Here is an 18,449-nt window from a genome sequence, read left to right as displayed (position 1 = left end):
TGGTTATCTCGCTGCATGTTGCAACGCCACACCCGCCCGAAGTCGACCCTCCAGCCCGCCGCCCTGCGCGCGGACGCTGCGGCGTCGCTCCTCGTACTCGTGCTTATTACCTCGCCCACAAGTGCGGGACGAACCGGCGTGTAAGCGACAAGCAGCCAGGATTCGATCAGACCCCGCACCGGCAACGGCGCGGGGTTTTTCGTTTCAGTGATCGCGAATGCAAGACCCCCTTCACTCCAACACCGTTCAAGGACATCCGCCCCATGACCAGTTCCGCCCAGCCCACCACCAAGATCGCCATCGTCGGTTACGGCAGCCAGGGCCGCGCGCACGCGCTGAACCTGCGCGAGTCCGGCTTCGACGTCACCATCGGCCTGCGTGCCGGCGGACCGACCGAAGCCAAGGCGCAGGCCGACGGCTTCGTGGTGAAGAGCCCCGCCGAGGCGGTGAAGGACGCCGACCTGGTCGCGGTGCTGACCCCGGACATGGTGCAGAAGAAGCTGTACGAGGAAGTGCTGGCGCCGAACATGAAGCAGGGCGCCTGCCTGCTGTTCGCGCATGGCCTGAACGTGCACTTCGACATGATCAAGCCGCGCGCCGACCTGGACGTGGTACTGGTCGCGCCGAAGGGTCCGGGCGCGCTGGTGCGCCGCGAGTACGAGATCGGCCGCGGCGTGCCGTGCATCTGGGCGGTGTACCAGGACAAGAGCGGCAAGGCCGAGCAGTTCGCGCTGGAGTACGCCGCCGGCCTGGGCGGCGCGCGCGCCAACCTGATCAAGACCACCTTCAAGGAAGAGACCGAGACCGACCTGTTCGGCGAGCAGGCCGTGCTGTGCGGCGGCGCCTCGTCGCTGGTGCAGGCCGGCTTCGAAGTGCTGGTGGAAGCCGGCTACCAGCCGGAAATCGCCTACTACGAAGTGCTGCACGAACTGAAGCTGATCGTCGACCTGTTCTACGAAGGCGGCATCACCCGCATGCTCGAGTTCGTCTCCGAGACCGCGCAGTACGGCGACTACGTCAGCGGCCCGCGGGTGATCGACGCGGCGACCAAGGAGCGCATGCGCGACGTGCTGACCGACATCCAGAACGGCACCTTCACCAAGAACTGGGTGGCCGAGTACGACGCTGGCCTGCCGAACTACACGAAGTTCAAGCAGGCCGACCTGGACCACCCCATCGAAACGGTCGGCAAGCAGCTGCGCGCCAAGATGGTGTGGCTCAACGGCGACGCCGCTGCCGCCCCGGCCGCCGGCGGCACCAAGGCCGCGTAACCCGCGGCTCCCCCACCCGCTTCCACCGAAAGGTCGCCACCGTATGAACTCCTCCGCTCACGGCACGCCCCGCAACGGCGCGCGCTGGCTGACGCAGGCCCTGGAAGCCGAAGGCGTGGACACGCTGTTCGGCTATCCGGGCGGCACCATCATGCCGTTCTACGACGCGCTGGTAGACAGCCAGCTCAAGCACATCCTGGTCCGCCACGAGCAGGGCGCGGCGCTGGCCGCCAACGGCTACGCCCGCGCCAGCGGGCGGGTCGGCGTGTGCGTCGCCACGTCCGGTCCGGGCGCGTCCAACCTGGTCACCGGCATCGCCGATGCGATGCTCGACTCGGTGCCGATGATCTGCCTGACCGGGCAGGTCGCCACGCCGCTGCTGGGCACCGATGCGTTCCAGGAGCTGGACGTGTTCGGGCTGACCCTGCCGATCGTCAAGCACAGCTTCCTGGTGCGGCACGTGGACGACCTGCCGCAGGTGCTGCGCGACGCGTTCCGCATCGCCCGCGAAGGGCGGCCGGGCCCGGTGCTGATCGACCTGCCCAAGGACGTGCAACTGGCCGATGCCACGCATCTGCCCGCGCACGTGCCGGCGGAAGTGCCGACCCCGCCGGCGCCGCAGGACGCGGTGCTGGCCGAGGCGCTGGCGGCGATCGCCGGTGCCGAGAAGCCGGTGATCTACGGCGGCGGCGGCATCGCCCTGGGCGATGCGGTGGAGGCGTTCCGCCAGTTCGTCGAGGCCACCCGCATCCCCACCGTGCTGACCCTGCGCGGCCTGGGTGCGCTGCCGCACGCGCATCCGCATTACCTGGGCATGCTGGGCATGCACGGCACCCGCGCCGCCAACATGGCGGTGCAGGAGTCGGACCTGCTGATCGTGGTCGGCGCCCGCTTCGACGACCGCGCCACCGGCAAGCTGGCCGAATTCGCGCCGTTCGCGCGGGTCATCCACCTGGACGCCGACGCCTGCGAGATCTCCAAGCTGCGCCAGGCCGACATCGCCGTGCCCGGCGACGTGGCGCAATCGCTGCGCGCGCTGGCCGCGGCGACCAGCACCTGCGAGGCCTGGCACGCCCGCTGCGTCGGCCACCGCGAGAAGTTCGGCGCGCGCTACGACGCGCCCGGGCAGGACATCTACGCGCCCGGCCTGCTGAAGCGGCTGAGCGAACTGGCCCCGGCCGACACCGTGATCGCCTGCGACGTCGGCCAGCACCAGATGTGGGTCGCCCAGCATTGCCGCTTCAACCACCCCCGCAATCACCTGACCAGCGGCGCGCTGGGCACCATGGGCTTCGGCCTGCCGGCGGCGATGGGCGCGCAGTTCGCCTGCCCGGACCGCACCGTGGTGCTGGTCAGCGGCGACGGCAGCTTCATGATGAACGTGCAGGAGCTGGTCACCATCGCCCGCTGCAAGCTGCCGGTGAAGATCGTGCTGCTGGACAACAGTTCGCTGGGCATGGTGCGGCAGTGGCAGGAACTGTTCTTCGCCGAGCGCTACAGCGAGATCGACCTGTCCGACAACCCGGATTTCGCCGCGCTGGCACAGGTGTTCGGCATCCCGGCCAAGCGCATCTCCGCGCGCGGTCAGGTCGAGGACGCGCTGGCCGAGCTGTTGGCGCAGCCGGGCCCGGCGCTGCTGCACGTGGCCATCGACGCGCGCGCCAACGTGTGGCCGCTGGTGCCGCCGAACACCGCCAACAGCACCATGCTGGAAAGCAATCCCGCCGCCCAGCGCCAGGAGACGACACATGCGTTACCAGCTTGACCTGGTGCTGAAACCGATCGACGGCGCCTTGCTGCGCGCGATCGGCATGGCCGAACGCCGCGGCTTCGCGCCGATCTCGATCAGCGGCGCGCCGGTGGCCGAGGACGCCGGCCGCTGGCACCTGCAACTGGTGGTGGACGGCAACCGCCCTGGCGAGACCCTGCGCCTGCAGATGGAGAAGGTCTACGACTGCGAATCGGTGCGCGTGACCGCGCTGGATGGGGTGGCGTGATGGGACCGGGATCGGGGAGGGGGGAATCGGGATTCCCAGCAGGCGGCCGCACGGTCGTCGCTGTCATGACGCGTCAACGCCACCCGACCATGCGGAGGCGCCTTCTTCCATGGAGGTCACTTCTTCGCGCTCGCGCCCAGGATTCCCGCTGCGAATCCCCACTCCCCACTCCCCACTCCCGGCCCTACCATGTCTGATGCCGGTCGCCCTGCGCAGGAGCCGGATGTAGGCCACGTCGCCGTCAGTGTGGCCGACGTGCTGGCCGCGCAGGCGCGGCTGCGCCGCTACCTGCCGCCGACGCCGGTGCATTACGCCGAGCGCTTCGGCGTCTGGCTGAAGCTGGAAAACCTGCAGCGCACCGGTTCCTACAAGGTCCGCGGCGCGCTCAATGCGTTGCTGGCCGGGCTGGAACGCGGCGACGAGCGCGCGGTGATCTGCGCCTCCGCCGGCAACCACGCGCAGGGCGTGGCCTGGGCCGCGCACCGCCTGGGCGTGCAGGCCATCACGGTGATGCCGCACGGCGCGCCGCAGACCAAGATCGCCGGCGTCGCGCACTGGGGCGCCACCGTGCGCCAGCAGGGCAACAGCTACGACGAGGCCTTCGCCTTCGCCCGCGACCTGGCCGAGCAGAACGGCTACCGTTTCCTGTCCGCCTTCGACGACCCGGACGTGATCGCCGGCCAGGGCACCGTCGGCATCGAGCTGGCCGCGCACGCCCCGGACGTGGTGATCGTGCCGATCGGCGGCGGCGGCCTGGCCTCCGGCGTGGCCCTGGCGCTGCGCTCGCAGGGCGTGCGCGTGGTCGGCGCGCAGGTCGAGGGCGTGGATTCGATGGCGCGGGCGATCCGCGGCGACATCCGCGCCGTGGATCCCGTCCCCACCCTGGCCGACGGCGTCAAGGTTAAAATCCCCGGGTTCATCACCCGCCGGCTGTGCGCCAGCCTGCTCGACGACGTGGTGATCGTGCGCGAGGCGGAACTGCGCGAAACGCTGGTCCGCCTGGCGCTGGAGGAGCACGTCATCGCCGAGGGCGCCGGCGCGCTGGCCCTGGCGGCCGGGCGCCGCGTCGCCGGCAAGCGCAAGTGCGCGGTGGTGTCCGGCGGCAACATCGACGCCGGCGTGCTGGCGACGCTGCTGTCGGAGGTGCGCCCGCGCCCGCCGCGCAAGCCGCGCCGCCGCAGCGCCGAGCGACTTCGCAGCCAACGTCCCGCCCCGCCCGCTCCTGCCCGCATCGCGTCGTCCCCGCATCCCCATCCGCAAGCCACCGCCGCCGTAGAGGAACCCATCTGGTGAACACTTCCATTTCTTCCCAGACCCCCCGCATCCGCATTTTCGACACCACCCTGCGCGACGGCGAGCAATCCCCCGGCTGCAGCATGACCCCGCCGCAGAAGCTGGTGATGGCGCGCGCCCTGGCCGAGCTGGGCGTGGACATCATCGAGACCGGCTTCCCGGCCAGCTCGCAGTCCGACCGCGAGGCGATGGCGTTGATCGGCCGCGAGCTGCGCACGCCGACCCTGGCGGTGCTGTCGCGCTGCCTGGCCGCCGACATCGAGACCTCGGCGCGGGCACTGGAAGCGGCGGCCAATCCGCGCCTGCACGTGTTCCTGTCGACCAGCCCGCTGCACCGCGAGCACAAGCTGCGGATGAGCCGCGAGCAGGTGCTGGAATCGGTGCGCAAGCACGTGGCGCTGGCGCGCCAGTACGTGGACGACGTGGAGTTCTCGGCCGAGGACGCCACCCGCACCGAGGAGGATTTCCTGGCCGAGGTCGCCAGCGTGGCGATCGCCGCCGGCGCCACCACCATCAACCTGCCCGACACGGTCGGCTTCACCACCCCGGAAGAGATCCGCGGCATGTTCTCGCGGATCATCGCCAGCGTCCCAGGTGCCGACCGGGTGGTCTTCAGCACCCACTGCCACAACGACCTGGGCCTGGCCGTGGCCAACTCGCTGGCCGCGGTGGAAGGCGGTGCGCGGCAGGTGGAATGCACCATCAACGGCATCGGCGAGCGTGCCGGCAACTGCGCGCTGGAAGAGATCGCGATGGCGCTGAAGGTGCGCAACGCGTTCTACGAGCTGGACACCGCGATCCACACCCCGCGCATCGTCGCCACCTCGCAGTTGCTGCAGCGCCTGGTCGGCATGCCGGTGCAGCGCAACAAGGCGATCGTCGGCGGCAACGCCTTCGCCCACGAGTCGGGCATCCACCAGCACGGCATGCTGCGCCACCGTGGTACCTACGAAATCATGCGCCCCGAAGACGTGGGCTGGGAGTCCTCGCAGATGGTGCTGGGCCGCCACAGCGGCCGCGCCGCGGTCGAGCAGCGTCTGCGCGCGCTGGGCTACGTGCTGGACGAGGCCGAACTGAACATCGCCTTCGATGCCTTCAAGGCGCTGTGCGAACAGCAGCGCGTGGTCAACGACGCCGACCTGCAGGCGATGATGCAGGACGCGCCGGAGAGCCAGGGCTACCGGCTGTCGTCGATGACCGTCAGCGACCGCGGTCAGCGCGCCAGCGCGCAGGTCGAGCTGTCCGATCCGGACGGCCAGCGGGTCAGCGAGCGCGCCGAGGGCGACGGCCCGGTGGACGCGCTGTTCGCCGCGCTGTCGGCGGCCACCGGCGTGCAGCTGGTGCTGGACAGCTACCAGGTGCACAGCGTCGGCATCGGCGCCGACGCGCGCGGCGAGGCCAACCTCAGCGTGCGCCACGGCGAGGTCGAGTACGACGGCACCGGCACCAGCCGCGACATCATCGAGGCCAGCGCGCTGGCCTGGCTGGACGTGGCCAACCGCGTGCTGCGCCAGCGCCAGGGCGCGCCGGTCGGCGCCGCCGACGCGCTGGCCTGAGCCGCCACCGCACGGTCATCGTCGTGGTGCACGCTCGCCTTCGCCCGTCCTTCCCGCCCAGCTTTCCTGCCAGGTAGTTCCGCAATGTCCGCCACTCCCCGCACCCTGTACGACAAACTGTGGGACGCGCACGTCGTCGTCCCCGAGAGCGCCGCCGCCCCGGCGGTGCTGTACATCGACCTGCACCTGATCCACGAAGTGACCTCGCCGCAGGCGTTCACCGAGCTCAAGGCGCGCGGCCTGACGCCGCGCCGGCCGGACCGCACCAAGGCGACGATGGACCACTCCACGCCGACCCTGCCGCGCGGCGCCGACGGCAAGCTGCCGTACTACACCCCGGCCTCCGAGGCGCAGGTGGACATGCTCGCGCGCAACTGCGCCGACTACGGCATCGAACTGTTCGACATGGGCTCGGACAACCGCGGCATCGTCCACGTGATCGCGCCGGAGCAGGGCTTCACCCAGCCCGGCATGACCATCGTCTGCGGCGACAGCCACACCTCCACCCATGGCGCGTTCGGCGCGCTGGCGTTCGGCATCGGCACCAGCGAGGTCGGCCACGTGCTGGCCACGCAGTGCCTGCTGCAGCGCAAGGCCAAGACCATGGCGATCACCGTCGACGGGCCGCTGGCGCCCGGCGTCGGCGCCAAGGACGTGATCCTGCACATCATCGGCGTGATCGGGGTCAACGGCGGCACCGGCCACGTGCTGGAGTACCGCGGTTCCACCATCGCCGCGATGGACATGGAACAGCGCATGACCCTGTGCAACATGTCGATCGAGGCCGGTGCGCGCGCCGGCATGGTCGCGCCGGACCAGGTCACCTTCGACTGGGTCGCCAAGACCCCGCGCGGCCCCAAGGGGGCCGACTTCGAGGCCGCCGTGCAGCGCTGGTCGCAGTTGCAAAGCGATCCCGGCGCGCGCTTCGACGCCGAGGTGCGCATCGACGCGCGCGACATCCGCCCGACCCTGACCTGGGGCACCCACCCCGGCACCGCGATCGCGGTGGACGTGCCGATCCCGGCCGCGCAGGATCCGGCGGCGCAGAAGGGCCTGCACTACATGCATCTGGAAGCCGGACATGCGCTGATCGGCACGCCGGTGGACGTGGTGTTCGTCGGCTCCTGCACCAACGGCCGGCTCAGCGACATGCGCGACGTGGCGCAGGTGCTGCGCGGCCGCAAGGTGGCGCCGCACGTGCGCATGCTGGTGGTGCCGGGCTCGGAGATCGTCAAGCGCCAGGCCGAGGCCGAGGGCATCCACGAGGTGGTGCGCGCGGCCGGTGCGGAATGGCGCGAATCGGGCTGCTCCATGTGCATCGCCATGAACGGCGACCTGGTGGCGCCGGGACAGCTGGCGGTGAGCACCAGCAACCGCAATTTCGAAGGCCGCCAGGGCCCGGGCTCGCGCACCCTGCTGGCCTCGCCGCTGACCGCGGCCTGGGCCGCGGTGAACGGCCGGGTCAGCGATCCGCGCGCGCTGTTCGCGGAGGTCGCGTGATGGCATCGCACATCGCCGCGTTCGCGGCCACGCTGACCTTCGTCGCCACCACCACCCGCGCTTTCGCGCACCGCCATCAGCCGCTGCTGCCGCCGCATGTGCCGCCTGCGGCACTGCCGCCGGCGGCCGACGCCGCGGCGCCCGCCCCCGACGCCGTCGCTTCCCAGGAGACCCCGTGATGGCCGGCTTCGCCACCCTCACCTCGCGCAGCGTGGTGCTGCGCCAGACCAACATCGACACCGACCAGATCATCCCGGCACGGTTCCTGTCCACCACCGAACGCGCCGGCCTCGGCCGCCACGCCTTCAACGACTGGCGCTGGCAGGCCGACGGCACGCCGAACCCGGAGTTCGCCTTCAACCAGGCGCACAACGCCGGCCGCCAGATCCTGCTGGCCGGGCGCAACTTCGGCTGCGGCTCCTCGCGCGAGCATGCGCCGTGGGCGCTGACCGACCTGGGCCTGCGCGCCATCGTCAGCAGCGAGATCGCCGACATCTTCCGCAACAACAGCCTCAAGAATGGCCTGCTGCCGATCGTGCTGGCCGAGGACGACGTGCAGACGCTGATGCAGCGCCCGGACGACGAACTGACCGTGGACGTGGCCGCGCGCGAACTGCGCACGCCCGACGGCCGCGTCTACGCCTTCTCGCTCGACGCGTTCTCGCAGACCTGTCTGCTCGAGGGCGTGGACGAGATGGGCTACCTGTTGCTGCGCCAACCCGACATCGAACGCTACGAGGCCACCCATGCACGCTGACATCGTCGTCCTGCCCGGCGACGGCATCGGTCCGGAAGTCGCCGCCGCCGCGGTCGCGGTGCTGCGCGCCGTGGCCGCGCGCCATGGCCACGACTTCCAGTTCCAGGAACACGACATCGGCGGCATCGCCATCGACCGCCACGGCGAGCCGTTGCCGGCGGCGACGCTGACCGCCTGCCAGCGCGCCGACGCGGTGCTGCTGGGCGCGGTCGGCGGACCCAAGTGGTCCGATCCGAATGCCAAGGTACGTCCCGAGCAGGGCCTGCTGGCGATCCGCCGCGGCCTGGGCCTGTTCGCCAACCTGCGTCCGGTCAAGCCGCACCCGGCGGCGCTGGACGCCTCGCCGATCAAGCCGCACCTGCTGCAGGGCGTGGACATCGTGGTGGTGCGCGAACTGACCGGCGGCATCTACTTCGGCGACAAGACCCGCAGCCCCAGCGACGCCAGCGACCTGTGCCGCTACACCGTCGCGGAGATCGAGCGGGTGCTGCGCAGCGCGTTCCGCCTGGCCCGGCAGCGCCGCAACCACGTGGTCTCGGTGGACAAGGCCAACGTGATGGAAACCTCGCGGCTGTGGCGCGACGTCGCCGCGCGGATCGGCCGCGAGGAATTCCCCGACGTGCGCCTGGAACACCAACTGGTCGATTCGATGGCCATGCACCTGCTGGCCAAGCCGCGCGAGTACGACGTGATCGTCACCGAGAACATGTTCGGCGACATCCTCACCGACGAAGCCTCGATGCTGGCCGGCTCGCTGGGGCTGCTGCCGTCGGCCTCGCTGGGCGAAGGCCGCATCGGCCTGTACGAGCCGATCCACGGCTCGGCGCCGGACATCGCCGGCAAGGGCATCGCCAATCCCTACGCGACCATCCTCAGCGCGGCGCTGCTGCTGCGCCACTCGCTGGGTCTGGAAGCCGAAGCCGTGGCGATCGAGCAGGCCGTCAATGCCGCGCTCGACGCACAGGCGTTCACCGCCGACCTTGCCGCACCGGGCCAGGGCATCTCCACCGAGGCCGCGGCCGAGGCGGTGCTGCAGCGCCTGCAGGGCTGATCCGCGCCGGCGCCACTGGCGCCGGCCGCCTCCCGCCCGCCGCGACGATGCGGCGGGTGTGGAGCGCCGCCATTTCTCTTCAGTGCGCCTGCGTGGCGCCTGCGTCATCACCCCTGCGCAATCCCACGCCACCGCGCGGACCACGCGCCGCGCCTGCGCCGCCTCACCGCCCTAGCCGATCACCCGGTCGCGGCCTTCGCGCTTGGCCTGGTACAGGCGCTTGTCGGCCTGCACCAGCAGGTCGCGGCGGGTGCGCAGGGCCGGCGACAGGCAGGCGAAGCCGATGCTGGCGGTAAAGCGCACCGCGCGTCCGTGGTCGTCGTGCAGCACCAGATCGGCGATGTGCAGGCGCAACGCGTCCAGGCGCGCGTGCGCCGGCTCCTGGTCCAGGCCCGGCAGCACCAGCAGGAACTCCTCGCCGCCATGGCGCGCGGCGAAGGCCTGCTCGCCGAGGCTGGCGCGCAGCGCCTCGCCGACCCGGCGCAGCACCTCGTCGCCGATCTCGTGGCCGTAGGCGTCGTTGATCTTCTTGAAATGGTCGATGTCCAGCAGCGCCACGCACAGGGGCGTGCGCGTGTTCAGCGCCCGCTCCAGCGCCGCGTTGAGGTAGGGATCGCCGGTGCGCCGATTGGGCAGGCCGGTCAGCGCATCGTGTCCGGCCTGGTAGGCGAGCTTGCGCACCAGGTCCTCGCGCTCGAGGTTGGCCAGCTTCAACGCCAGGTTCTTCGCCTTCAGTTCGTGGGTGCGCTCGGCGATGATGGTGTTGAGCCGGCGCTGGCGGCGCCGGTAACGGCGGCTGCGGCCGCGGTACCACCACAGGAGCAGGCCGGTCGCACCCAGCGCCACCAGCACCACGAACGGCCAGCGTTCCCAGAACGGCGGCACCAGTTGCAGGCGCAGCGAGGCACTGCCGATGCGCTCGCTGCGCGACCAGTCCAGCGGGCTGGTCATCGCCTGCACGTCCAGGCGGTAGCTGCCCGACGGCAGGTTGGTGTAGACCGCTTCCTCGCTGCTGCCGGCGTCGACCCACTGCCGATCGAATCCATGCAGGCGATAGCGATAGCGCACCTTGTCCGGCGAGCGGAAGCTCAGCCCGGCATAGCCGATCGCGAGGCGGGCGACGCCGCCGTGCAGGCGGTAGTCGCCGCGCAGTGGTTGCGCCACGCCGTCCACCTGCACATGGGAGATCACCAGCGGCGGCGCACGCACGTTGCGCCGGCTCGGCAGCGCCGGATCGATCAGCGCCAGCCCGGCCGAGGTCGGGATCAGCAGCACGCTGTCGCGGCTGCGCCAGCCCGCCGGCGCACTGCTGCCGTTGCCCTGCCCGCTGGGCATGCCGTCGCTGCGGTCGACCACGTCCACCGCCAGGGTGCTGCGCTGGCCGGCGTCCAGTTCCGCCAGCCGCGCACGCGCGATGCGCAGCACGCCGCGATTGCTGTTCGCCCACAGGGTGCCGTTGCCGTCGTCGAGCAGCCGGAACAGCTTGTCGCGCGGCAGCCCGACACTGTGGTCGTAGATGCGCCACTGCCCGCCGCGCAGGCGCAGCAGGCCGCGGTCGCTGGCGACCCACAGGGTGCCGTCGGCATCTTCCAGGAAATCGAAGGCGTTCTGCGCCGGGAAGCCGTGGCCGCTCGGCCGCGCCTGCAGCGTACCGTCCGCGGCGAGCGTGGCGATGCCCTGGTTGGTGCCGATCCACAGCACCCCGGCATGGTCGCGGTACAACGCCTGCACCTGCCGCCCGGGCAGGCCCTCGGCGGTGCCGTAGGCCCGCGTGCGCTCGCCCTTGCGATACAGCAGTCCCTCGTTGCCGCCGATCCACAGGCCGCCGTCGGCATCGGCCAGCAGCGCACGCACCATGGTCCGCGGCACGCCCGCGGCCACGCCCAGGCGTTGCCGGATTGCGCCGTCGGCCGACAGCAGCAGCACGCCCTGGTCGTAGGTGCCGACCCACATGCCGCCGTCGCGGGCGGCGGCCAGCGCCAGCACGGAGGGATCGCGGCCCGGGCGCTCGCTCAAGCGCAGCGCACGGATGCGGCCGCCCTGCCAGCGGTCGAGGCCGGCGGCATGGCCGATCCAGATCGCGCCATCGGCGTTCTGCTGCACCACCCGCACGTAGTCGCTGCCGAGCCCGTCCTGGCGGGTCAGGCCGCCGGCATCGCCCTTGGCGACGCGGAACAGGCCGTCGGTACTGCCGGCCCACACCAGGCCCTCGTGGTCCTCGATCAGCGCCGGGCTGACCACGCCGGAGATCGACAGCACTTCCTCGCTGGCGCCGTTGGAGGCGCGCCGCAGCAGTTGCCCGCTGGACAGGCTCATCCACAGCTGGCCATCGTGGTCCTGCAGCGCGGCATCGACGCGCTGACCGCGCCGCAGCCATTGCAGGCCGCCGTTGGCGCCGAGCCAGAACACGCCTTCGTCGCTGGCGACCAGCAGGCCGCCCTGGCGGTCGGGCGCCAGGCGCCGGATCGACGCCGTGCGCATCGCTGCCGCGCCCCAGCGCTGCGCCCGCGTGCCGTGCGCGGTCATCCGGAACAGGCCCTGCGGCGTGCCCACCAGCACCGCGTCGCGGTAGCGCAGCAGGGCAGCGATGCGGATCTTGCCCAGCCCCGCGGCGGCACCAACGTCGACCAGGCGGCCGTCGGCCTCGATCCGGAACAGGCCGTCCTCGCTGCCGACCCACAATCCGCCGTCGGCGTCGCGCAGCATCGCCGTGACCCGCAGCCGCTGCGCGCGCGCATCGCCCAGATGCTCCCAGCGCCCGGCGGCGTAGCGGAACACGCCGTCGTAGGCGGTGCCGACCAGCATGCCGCCGTCGGCGTCGGCGAGCAGCGCGAACACCCCCGACAGCTCCATGCCCGGGGTGTTCTGCCGATCGAAGACGGTGAAGGCGCGGCCGTCGAAACGCGCCACGCCTTCCCAGGTGCCGACCCAGATCATGCCGTCGCGGTCCTGCGCCAACGCGTGCACCAGGTTGTGCGGCAGCCCCTCTTCCATGGTCCAGCGCGCGACCACCGGGCGGTCGAGCACGGCGCGCTCGGTCAGCGGCGCGGCCGGTTCGGCGGCGCGCGCGACGACGCTGGTGCACCACAGCGCCAGCAACAGGCACAACATCACACCCACGCGGTGACACAGCGCATGCGCGCCGTCGCGACTACCGTGACGCCGATCCCCGTGTTCCATCCCTTCCCGAATCACACCGACAACGGCGCGCGGCAACCCCCTGTGGGCAGATGGCTAATCTATCACCGCCTGTTCGCTGCCGATGTCAGGGACTTCCTGACGGCCGGGGCCGCCCAGGGACGGCCGAGGCACACCTCCGCCGGCGTCACGCGCAACATGGCCGAACGCAGCGTCACAATAATGAACCCACGGGTCTAGTATAAATATCGAACCGACTGGTCTAGTATTGCCACCATGGTCAGCAAATCGCCCGCCGCCTCCGCCAAATCCTCCTCGCGTCCCGCCGGGCCCGGTCGCCCCAAGGACATGGGCAAACGTGCCGCGATCCTGGAGGCCGCGCGGGAGATGTTCACCGAACTGGGCTTCGGCGGGGTCAGCATGGACGGCATCGCCGCCCGCGCCGGCGTCTCCAAGCTCACCGTCTACAGCCACTACGGCGACAAGGAAACCCTGTTCGCCGAGGCGGTGCGCGCGCAATGCCAGGCGCTGCTGCCGGACGACCTGTTCGGGCACGCGCTGAAGGGGCCCCTGCGCACCCAGTTGCTGGACATTGGCCTGGCCTTCTTCGCCATGATCAGCAGCGAGGCGGCGATGGCCACCCACCGCATGATGCTGACCCCCGGCACCGGCGACGACCACGTCCGCGAGATGTTCTGGAACGCCGGCCCCAAGCGCACCCAGCAGGACCTGGCGAGGCTGCTGCAGGCCCATGTCGCCGCCGGCGAACTGGACATCGCCGACCTGAACCTGGCCGCCTCGCAGTTCTTCTGCCTGGTCAAGGGCGAGTTGTACTCGCTGATGATGTGCGGCCTGTGCCGCGACGCCGGCCAGGACCGGATCCGCGCCCATGTCGAGGCCAGCATCGACTTCTTCCTGCGTGCCTATGCGGCGCGCTAGCCCGGCCGCCAGGCCATTCCCCGGCGCCGATGACTTCCGGCACTGCGCGCCGGGCCGTCCGGCGGCGATGCTGCGGCATACGCCCGGCCTCCGTGCCGGCTAAAATGCCCGGCCCTCCGCGTTGGATGCCCGAAATGACGATCGACTACTCCCAAGCCCGCGAAAAGATGGTGGAACAGCAGGTCCGTCCCTGGGACGTGCTCGACCTGCGCGTGCTCGACGTGCTGTCGCGGCTGCCGCGCGAGACCTTCGTGCCGCCGGCGCACCGCGCCGTGGCCTACGCCGACCTGGAGATTCCGCTGGGCCACGGCCAGTACATGATGAAGCCGGTCATCGAGGGCCGCATGCTGCAGGCCCTGGACGTGCAGCCGGGCGAGGACGTGCTGGAGATCGGCACCGGCAGCGGCTTCGTCGGCGCCTGCCTGGGCGAACTCGGCCGCGAGGTGGTCAGCCTGGAGATCGAGCCGGCCCTGGCCGCCGCCGCGCGCGCCAACCTGGACGCCGCCGGCCTGGGCAGCAACGTCCGCATCGAGACCGCCGACGCCTTCGCCTGGAACAGCGAGCGCCGCTTCGACGTGGTCTGCGTCACCGCTGCGGTCACCGAGATCCCGGCCCAGTTCCTGGCATGGCTGCGCCCCGGCGGACGCCTGTTCGCGATCCGCGGCCGCGCGCCGGTCATGGAAGCGGTGCTGGTGCATGCCGACGCCGGCGCCCCGCGCACGGAATCGCTGTTCGAAACCGACCTGGCGTATTACCTGCGAGGCGCAGCGCCAGTCCCCCAGTTCACATTCTGATCCATCAAGGAAGCCGCAATGATCCGCCGATCCCTCGTCCTGGCGCTGGCCGCCGCGCTGTTTCCGCTGGCCGCCAACGCCACGGACCTGCTGCAAGTCTACGAAATGGCCCGCAACAGCGACCCGCAGTTGGCCTCCGCGGAATCGACCCGGCTGTACGACAAGGAAGGCGAGGTGCAGGCGCGCGCCGCGTTGCTGCCGCAGATCAACGGCAGCGCGTCGCTGCAGCGCAACCATAGCGAGGTCGAGCGCGGCGGCGGCGAACTGTCCGGCACCGGCAAGAGCCGCAGCTATGCGGTGCAGGGCCAGCAGACCCTGGTCAACTTCGCGCAGTTCTCCAACCTGCGCGCGCAGAAGGCGCGCAGCCTGGCCGCCGACTACACCCTGGATTCGGCCAACGACGACCTGATCGTGCGCACCTCGGCGGCCTACTTCAACGTGCTGGTGGCGATCGAGTCGCTGGTCGCCGCCGAGACCAACGAAGCCGCCGCCAAGAAGCAGTTCGACTACGCCGACAAGCGCCTGGAAGTGGGCCTGGCGCCGATCACCGACGTGCACGAAGCGCGCGCCGAGTACGACCAGGCCCGCGCCGACACGATCACCGCACGCAACTCGCTGCAGGATCTGTACCAGGCGCTGACCGAGATCACCGGCCAGCCGGTACGCGACCTGCGCGGCCTGCCGGAGGACTTCCGTCCGCAGCTGCCGGCCACCGGCGGCGACATCGACAGCCTGATCGCCTCGGCGCTGGACAAGAACCCGTCGCTGCGTTCCTACCAGTACCAGGTGCAGGCGGCCGAGGCCAGCGTCTCGGCGGCACGCGCCGGGCACCTGCCGACGCTGAACCTGTCGGCCAGCGCCGGCCGCGACGCGAACTGGGGCGACAGCGTCTCCGGCAGCGGCAGCACCCCGCGTGCCGACAGCAACACCATCGGCCTGACCCTGAACATCCCGATCTTCGCCGGCGGCGCCACCCAGTCGGCCGTGCGCCAGGCCCTGGCGCAGCGCGACATCGCCCAGGACACCTACGAGCTGCAGAAGCGCGCGCTCGACCGCAACACCCGCAACGCCTACCAGACGGTGGTGGCCGGAATCAGCGAGATCGAGGCGCGGCGGCTGGCGGTGGTCTCGGCACAGGCGGCGTTCGATGCCTCGCAGGTCGGCCTGGAAGTGGGCACCCGCACCGTGCTGGACGTGGTGCAGAACCAGCGCACCCTGTACCAGGCGCAGTTGGCCTACGCACAGGCGCGCTACAACTTCCTGCAGAACCGCCTGCTGCTGAGCCAGGCGCTCGGCTCGCTGGACGTGGCCGAGGTGCAGTCGATCAACGCGCTGCTGACCCAGAGCGCCGAGTCCAAGCTCAACTCGGCCAACAGCACGCAGTAAACGCGTTCGCTGGCGCGAACACCGAAACGGCGGGCCTTCGGGTCCGCCGTTTTTGTTTTGGGAGCAGCGGGAGGCGCGCCGTTGCCTGCGCGCGGGTCGCGGCTGAAGCCGCTCCTACGGGGCGCGCGTCGCGATGCGACACGCGCCATGCGCCATGCAGCGTGGCCCCTGTGGTGTTCCCTCTGGCGGAGCGAACGCCGCCCTGGCCGATGACGCAACACGCCGGCAGCCCGCTGTACTGTGGGAGGGACTTCAGTCCCGACGCGTGCCATGGGAGGGGATGCGATGGGCGAACGGAGAGTGTCATGCGCCGCGGCTGAAGTCGCCCCCACAACCGGCTGCCTGGAACCCGAAAAGGATGCCGTCGCGGCAAAAACCGCTCCTATGGCCGCGCGCATCCCGAGCGACGCAGGTCAGTCCTCCACGCTCGCCGCGCCCGCCAGCGGCGGCAGATGCGGCGCGATCAGTTGCAGGGTCCGCTGCAGCGCGCCGCGGCCGTTTTCGACCAGCGCGCAGCCGGCCTCGGCCATGCGCTTGCGCGCCTCGGCATCGGCCAGCAGGGCCTGCAGGGCGGCGCACACGGCGCCGGCATCCTCGCAGATGGCCACCGCGCCGGCCTCGCGCATGCGCCGCGAGATCTCGGAGAAGTTGTGCAGGTGCGGCCCGGTGACCGACGGCGTGCCGACGGCGGCGGGCTCCAGCAGGTTGTGCCCACCGATCGGTTGCAGGCTGCCGCCGACGAAGGCCACCTGGGCGCAGGCGTAGAAGCCCATCAGTTCGCCCAGCGTATCGATCACGAACACCGCATCGTCGGCGCCGGGCCACTGCTGCTGGCGACGCGTGGCCACCCGCCAGCCCTGGTCGCGCGCCAGCGCCTCGACCTTGGCGAAACGTTCCGGATGCCGCGGCGCCCACAACAGCAGCACGTCCGGCCACTGCCGGCGCAGCTGCCGGTGCATCTCGATCACCGCCGCCTCCTCGCCATCGTGGGTACTGGCGGCGATCCACACCGGACGCGTCGCCGGCACGCGCGTACGGAACGCGGCGACGACGTCGGGCAGGTGCGCAGGCGCGGCGATGTCGAATTTCAGATTACCCAGTGCACGCACCTGCTCGGGGCGCGCGCCCAGGGCGACGAAGCGCTCGGCGTCCTCCTGCGATTGCGCCGCCACGCAGGTGACGGTGCGCAGCGCACGCCCGATCAACGGCCGCAGCACCCGGTAGCCGCGCAGCGAACGCGCCGACAGCCGCGCATTGAGCACGTACACCGGGATGCCGCGGTCGCGGCAGCCGAACAACATGTTCGGCCACAGTTCGGTCTCCAGGATCAGCGCCAGGCTGGGGCGGAAATGCTGCAGGAAGCGGCCGACGCTGCCGGGCACGTCGTAGGGCAGATACACGTGGTCCAGGGCATCGCCCCACAGCGCGCGCACGCGCTCCGAGCCGGTCGGGGTGATGGTGGTGATCACCCAGCGGATGTCCGGGCGCTGCGCGCGCAGCGCATTGACCACCGGCGCGGCGACGTTGACCTCGCCCACCGAGACCGCGTGCAGCCAGACCCGCGGGCGTCCGCGCGCCTGCGAATACGAGGCGTAGCGCTCGTCCCAGCGCTGGAAGTACTGGCGCACGCGGAAGCCGCGCCAGACCAGGTGATAGACGGTGACCGGCAGCAGCAGATAGAGCACGGCCGAGTACAGGCCGCGCAGCAGCCGCTCGATGAAATCGTTGCGCATCCGGACAGCATAGCCGGTTGCGCGCGGGCGGCGGCAGACGATCGCCGCGCGTGCCGACGCGGCCGTGCGCGTGCCCGGCTAAACTTGGCGCATGTCTGCCGCTCCCACTCCGCCCGCCTCCGCGACCCACGCCGCACCGCCGCCGCGCTCGCCCCGCCACTGGCTCACCTGGCTGCTGCTCGGCCTGGCGGTGATCGCCGCACGCCTGCCCTGGCTGCTGCAGCGCGCCCTGGGCCGCGGCATCGGCTGGCTGGCGCTGCGCCTGGCCGGGACCCGCCGGCATGCCGCCGAGGTCAATCTGAAACTGTGCTTCCCGGAGCAGAGCGCGGCCTGGCGCGAACGCCTGCTGCGCGACAGCTTCGACGCGCTGGGCGTGGGCGTGTTCGAGTTCGCCCGCGCCTGGTGGGGCGGCATCGGCGCGATTCGCCGGCGCACCCGCATCGAAGGCCTGGAACACTTGCAGGCGCTGCAGGCGCAGGGCCGCGGCGTGTTGCTGGTATCGGGCCACTTCATGACCCTGGAGATCTGCGGCCGACTGCTGTGCCAGTACGTGCCGCTGGCCGGGATGTACCGGCGCCACCGCAATCCGGTGTTCGAATGGGCGGTCAAGCGCGGGCGCCTGCGCTACGCCACCGCCATGTTCGCCAACGAGGACCTGCGCGGCAGTGTGCGCCATCTCAAGCGCGGCGGCTTCCTGTGGTACGCCCCGGACCAGGACATGCGCGGCAAGGACACGGTGTTCGTGCCGTTCTTCGGCATGCCCGCGGCCACCATCACCGCCACCCACCAGCTGGCGCGGCTGACCGGCTGCGCGGTGGTGCCGTACTTCCACCGCCGCGAAGGCGCCGACTACATCCTGCGCATCGCGCCGCCGCTGGAGGACTTTCCGTCGGAAGACATGGTCGCCGACACCGCGCGGGTCAACGCCGCGATCGAGGCGATGGTGCGCGAGGCGCCGGCGCAGTACCTGTGGATCCACCGCCGCTTCAAGCGCCAGCCCGGCGGCCGCAGCGACTTCTACGAGCCCGGCTGAG

Annotated in this window: 15 protein-coding genes; 13 read left to right on the top strand and 2 right to left on the bottom strand. The window is 71.2% G+C overall.

The window, feature by feature from the left end; all coding sequences use genetic code 11:
- The first annotated feature begins 263 nt into the window (after nt 1–263).
- The 9 genes from ilvC to leuB all read left to right on the top strand — a co-directional run bounded on the left by ilvC (nt 264) and on the right by leuB (nt 9,425).
- Nucleotides 264–1,271, top strand: a complete 1,008-nt coding sequence (gene ilvC / locus M3U25_RS11320; RefSeq protein ID WP_242160521.1) for a ketol-acid reductoisomerase — start codon at nt 264–266, stop codon at nt 1,269–1,271.
- A gap of 43 nt (nt 1,272–1,314) precedes the next feature.
- The gene (gene ilvG / locus M3U25_RS11315) at nt 1,315–3,036 is read left to right on the top strand and encodes an acetolactate synthase 2 catalytic subunit (RefSeq protein WP_355498681.1); all 1,722 of its coding nucleotides are present in this window, start codon (nt 1,315–1,317) and stop codon (nt 3,034–3,036) included.
- Nucleotides 3,020–3,268 carry an ACT domain-containing protein gene (locus M3U25_RS11310; protein ID WP_010343388.1) on the top strand — a complete coding sequence of 83 codons (249 nt, stop codon included), beginning with the start codon at nt 3,020–3,022 and terminating at the stop codon, nt 3,266–3,268. The genes ilvG and M3U25_RS11310 overlap by 17 nt, the downstream gene beginning before the upstream one ends.
- Nucleotides 3,269–3,457: 189 nt before the next feature.
- On the top strand, nt 3,458–4,561 hold the full coding sequence (locus M3U25_RS11305; protein ID WP_355498686.1) for a threonine dehydratase: 1,104 nt from the start codon (nt 3,458–3,460) through the stop codon (nt 4,559–4,561).
- On the top strand, nt 4,558–6,117 hold the full coding sequence (locus tag M3U25_RS11300) for a 2-isopropylmalate synthase (RefSeq protein ID WP_355498689.1): 1,560 nt from the start codon (nt 4,558–4,560) through the stop codon (nt 6,115–6,117). Before M3U25_RS11305 ends, M3U25_RS11300 begins: the two co-directional genes overlap by 4 nt.
- Before the next feature lie 84 nt (nt 6,118–6,201).
- Complete coding sequence (gene leuC, locus M3U25_RS11295) at nt 6,202–7,617, top strand: 3-isopropylmalate dehydratase large subunit (RefSeq protein ID WP_355498692.1); 1,416 nt, start codon at nt 6,202–6,204, stop codon at nt 7,615–7,617.
- Nucleotides 7,617–7,796 (top strand): hypothetical protein, encoded by a 180-nt coding sequence (locus tag M3U25_RS11290; RefSeq protein ID WP_355498696.1) that lies wholly within the window; start codon nt 7,617–7,619, stop codon nt 7,794–7,796. Before leuC ends, M3U25_RS11290 begins: the two co-directional genes overlap by 1 nt.
- On the top strand, nt 7,796–8,374 hold the full coding sequence (leuD, locus tag M3U25_RS11285; protein WP_355498699.1) for a 3-isopropylmalate dehydratase small subunit: 579 nt from the start codon (nt 7,796–7,798) through the stop codon (nt 8,372–8,374). The genes M3U25_RS11290 and leuD overlap by 1 nt, the downstream gene beginning before the upstream one ends.
- Nucleotides 8,364–9,425: a 3-isopropylmalate dehydrogenase gene (gene leuB / locus M3U25_RS11280; protein WP_355498702.1), complete on the top strand. Its 1,062-nt coding sequence runs from the start codon at nt 8,364–8,366 to the stop codon at nt 9,423–9,425. Before leuD ends, leuB begins: the two co-directional genes overlap by 11 nt.
- A 171-nt stretch (nt 9,426–9,596) precedes the next feature.
- Here leuB and M3U25_RS11275 read toward each other — a convergent pair whose 3' ends face one another.
- Nucleotides 9,597–12,536 (bottom strand): two-component regulator propeller domain-containing protein, encoded by a 2,940-nt coding sequence (locus M3U25_RS11275; protein ID WP_355498705.1) that lies wholly within the window; start codon nt 12,534–12,536, stop codon nt 9,597–9,599.
- A gap of 303 nt (nt 12,537–12,839) precedes the next feature.
- On the opposite strand from M3U25_RS11275, the gene M3U25_RS11270 reads away from it, so the two are divergent.
- The 3 genes from M3U25_RS11270 to M3U25_RS11260 all read left to right on the top strand — a co-directional run bounded on the left by M3U25_RS11270 (nt 12,840) and on the right by M3U25_RS11260 (nt 15,682).
- Nucleotides 12,840–13,502: a TetR/AcrR family transcriptional regulator gene (locus M3U25_RS11270; RefSeq protein WP_242160514.1), complete on the top strand. Its 663-nt coding sequence runs from the start codon at nt 12,840–12,842 to the stop codon at nt 13,500–13,502.
- A 134-nt stretch (nt 13,503–13,636) separates the two neighbouring features.
- The gene (locus M3U25_RS11265; RefSeq protein WP_355498708.1) at nt 13,637–14,296 is read left to right on the top strand and encodes a protein-L-isoaspartate O-methyltransferase; all 660 of its coding nucleotides are present in this window, start codon (nt 13,637–13,639) and stop codon (nt 14,294–14,296) included.
- Nucleotides 14,297–14,314: 18 nt separating this feature from the next.
- Nucleotides 14,315–15,682: a TolC family outer membrane protein gene (locus tag M3U25_RS11260; protein WP_242160512.1), complete on the top strand. Its 1,368-nt coding sequence runs from the start codon at nt 14,315–14,317 to the stop codon at nt 15,680–15,682.
- Between the two features lie 413 nt (nt 15,683–16,095).
- Here the strand turns inward: M3U25_RS11260 and waaA are convergent, their stop codons facing one another.
- The gene (waaA, locus tag M3U25_RS11255; RefSeq protein ID WP_355498711.1) at nt 16,096–17,415 is read right to left on the bottom strand and encodes a lipid IV(A) 3-deoxy-D-manno-octulosonic acid transferase; all 1,320 of its coding nucleotides are present in this window, start codon (nt 17,413–17,415) and stop codon (nt 16,096–16,098) included.
- A gap of 91 nt (nt 17,416–17,506) precedes the next feature.
- Here waaA and M3U25_RS11250 point away from each other — a divergent pair, with 91 nt between their 5' ends.
- Complete coding sequence (locus M3U25_RS11250) at nt 17,507–18,448, top strand: LpxL/LpxP family Kdo(2)-lipid IV(A) lauroyl/palmitoleoyl acyltransferase (protein WP_355498714.1); 942 nt, start codon at nt 17,507–17,509, stop codon at nt 18,446–18,448.
- The last annotated feature ends 1 nt before the right edge of the window (nt 18,449 follow it).

Origin of the sequence: Xanthomonas sp. PPL134 (assembly GCF_040595915.1) — a bacterium.
Lineage (GTDB): Bacteria > Pseudomonadota > Gammaproteobacteria > Xanthomonadales > Xanthomonadaceae > Xanthomonas_A > Xanthomonas_A indica.
The sequence above is the reverse complement of the archived record's forward strand: the minus strand, read 5'-3'. Positions and strand labels throughout refer to the sequence as shown.

Excerpts from the sequence above, each read along its gene's own strand:
- ilvC (WP_242160521.1), top strand. The coding sequence starts at position 264 with ATGACCAGTTCCGCCCAGCCCACCACCAAGATCGCCATCGTCGGTTAC.
- ilvG (WP_355498681.1), top strand. The coding sequence starts at position 1,315 with ATGAACTCCTCCGCTCACGGCACGCCCCGCAACGGCGCGCGCTGGCTG.
- M3U25_RS11310 (WP_010343388.1), top strand. The coding sequence starts at position 3,020 with ATGCGTTACCAGCTTGACCTGGTGCTGAAACCGATCGACGGCGCCTTG.
- M3U25_RS11305 (WP_355498686.1), top strand. The coding sequence starts at position 3,458 with ATGTCTGATGCCGGTCGCCCTGCGCAGGAGCCGGATGTAGGCCACGTC.
- leuC (WP_355498692.1), top strand. The coding sequence starts at position 6,202 with ATGTCCGCCACTCCCCGCACCCTGTACGACAAACTGTGGGACGCGCAC.
- M3U25_RS11290 (WP_355498696.1), top strand. The coding sequence starts at position 7,617 with ATGGCATCGCACATCGCCGCGTTCGCGGCCACGCTGACCTTCGTCGCC.
- leuD (WP_355498699.1), top strand. The coding sequence starts at position 7,796 with ATGGCCGGCTTCGCCACCCTCACCTCGCGCAGCGTGGTGCTGCGCCAG.
- leuB (WP_355498702.1), top strand. The coding sequence starts at position 8,364 with ATGCACGCTGACATCGTCGTCCTGCCCGGCGACGGCATCGGTCCGGAA.
- M3U25_RS11275 (WP_355498705.1), bottom strand. The coding sequence starts at position 12,536 with ATGTTGTGCCTGTTGCTGGCGCTGTGGTGCACCAGCGTCGTCGCGCGC.
- M3U25_RS11270 (WP_242160514.1), top strand. The coding sequence starts at position 12,840 with ATGGTCAGCAAATCGCCCGCCGCCTCCGCCAAATCCTCCTCGCGTCCC.
- M3U25_RS11265 (WP_355498708.1), top strand. The coding sequence starts at position 13,637 with ATGACGATCGACTACTCCCAAGCCCGCGAAAAGATGGTGGAACAGCAG.
- M3U25_RS11260 (WP_242160512.1), top strand. The coding sequence starts at position 14,315 with ATGATCCGCCGATCCCTCGTCCTGGCGCTGGCCGCCGCGCTGTTTCCG.
- waaA (WP_355498711.1), bottom strand. The coding sequence starts at position 17,415 with ATGCGCAACGATTTCATCGAGCGGCTGCTGCGCGGCCTGTACTCGGCC.
- M3U25_RS11250 (WP_355498714.1), top strand. The coding sequence starts at position 17,507 with ATGTCTGCCGCTCCCACTCCGCCCGCCTCCGCGACCCACGCCGCACCG.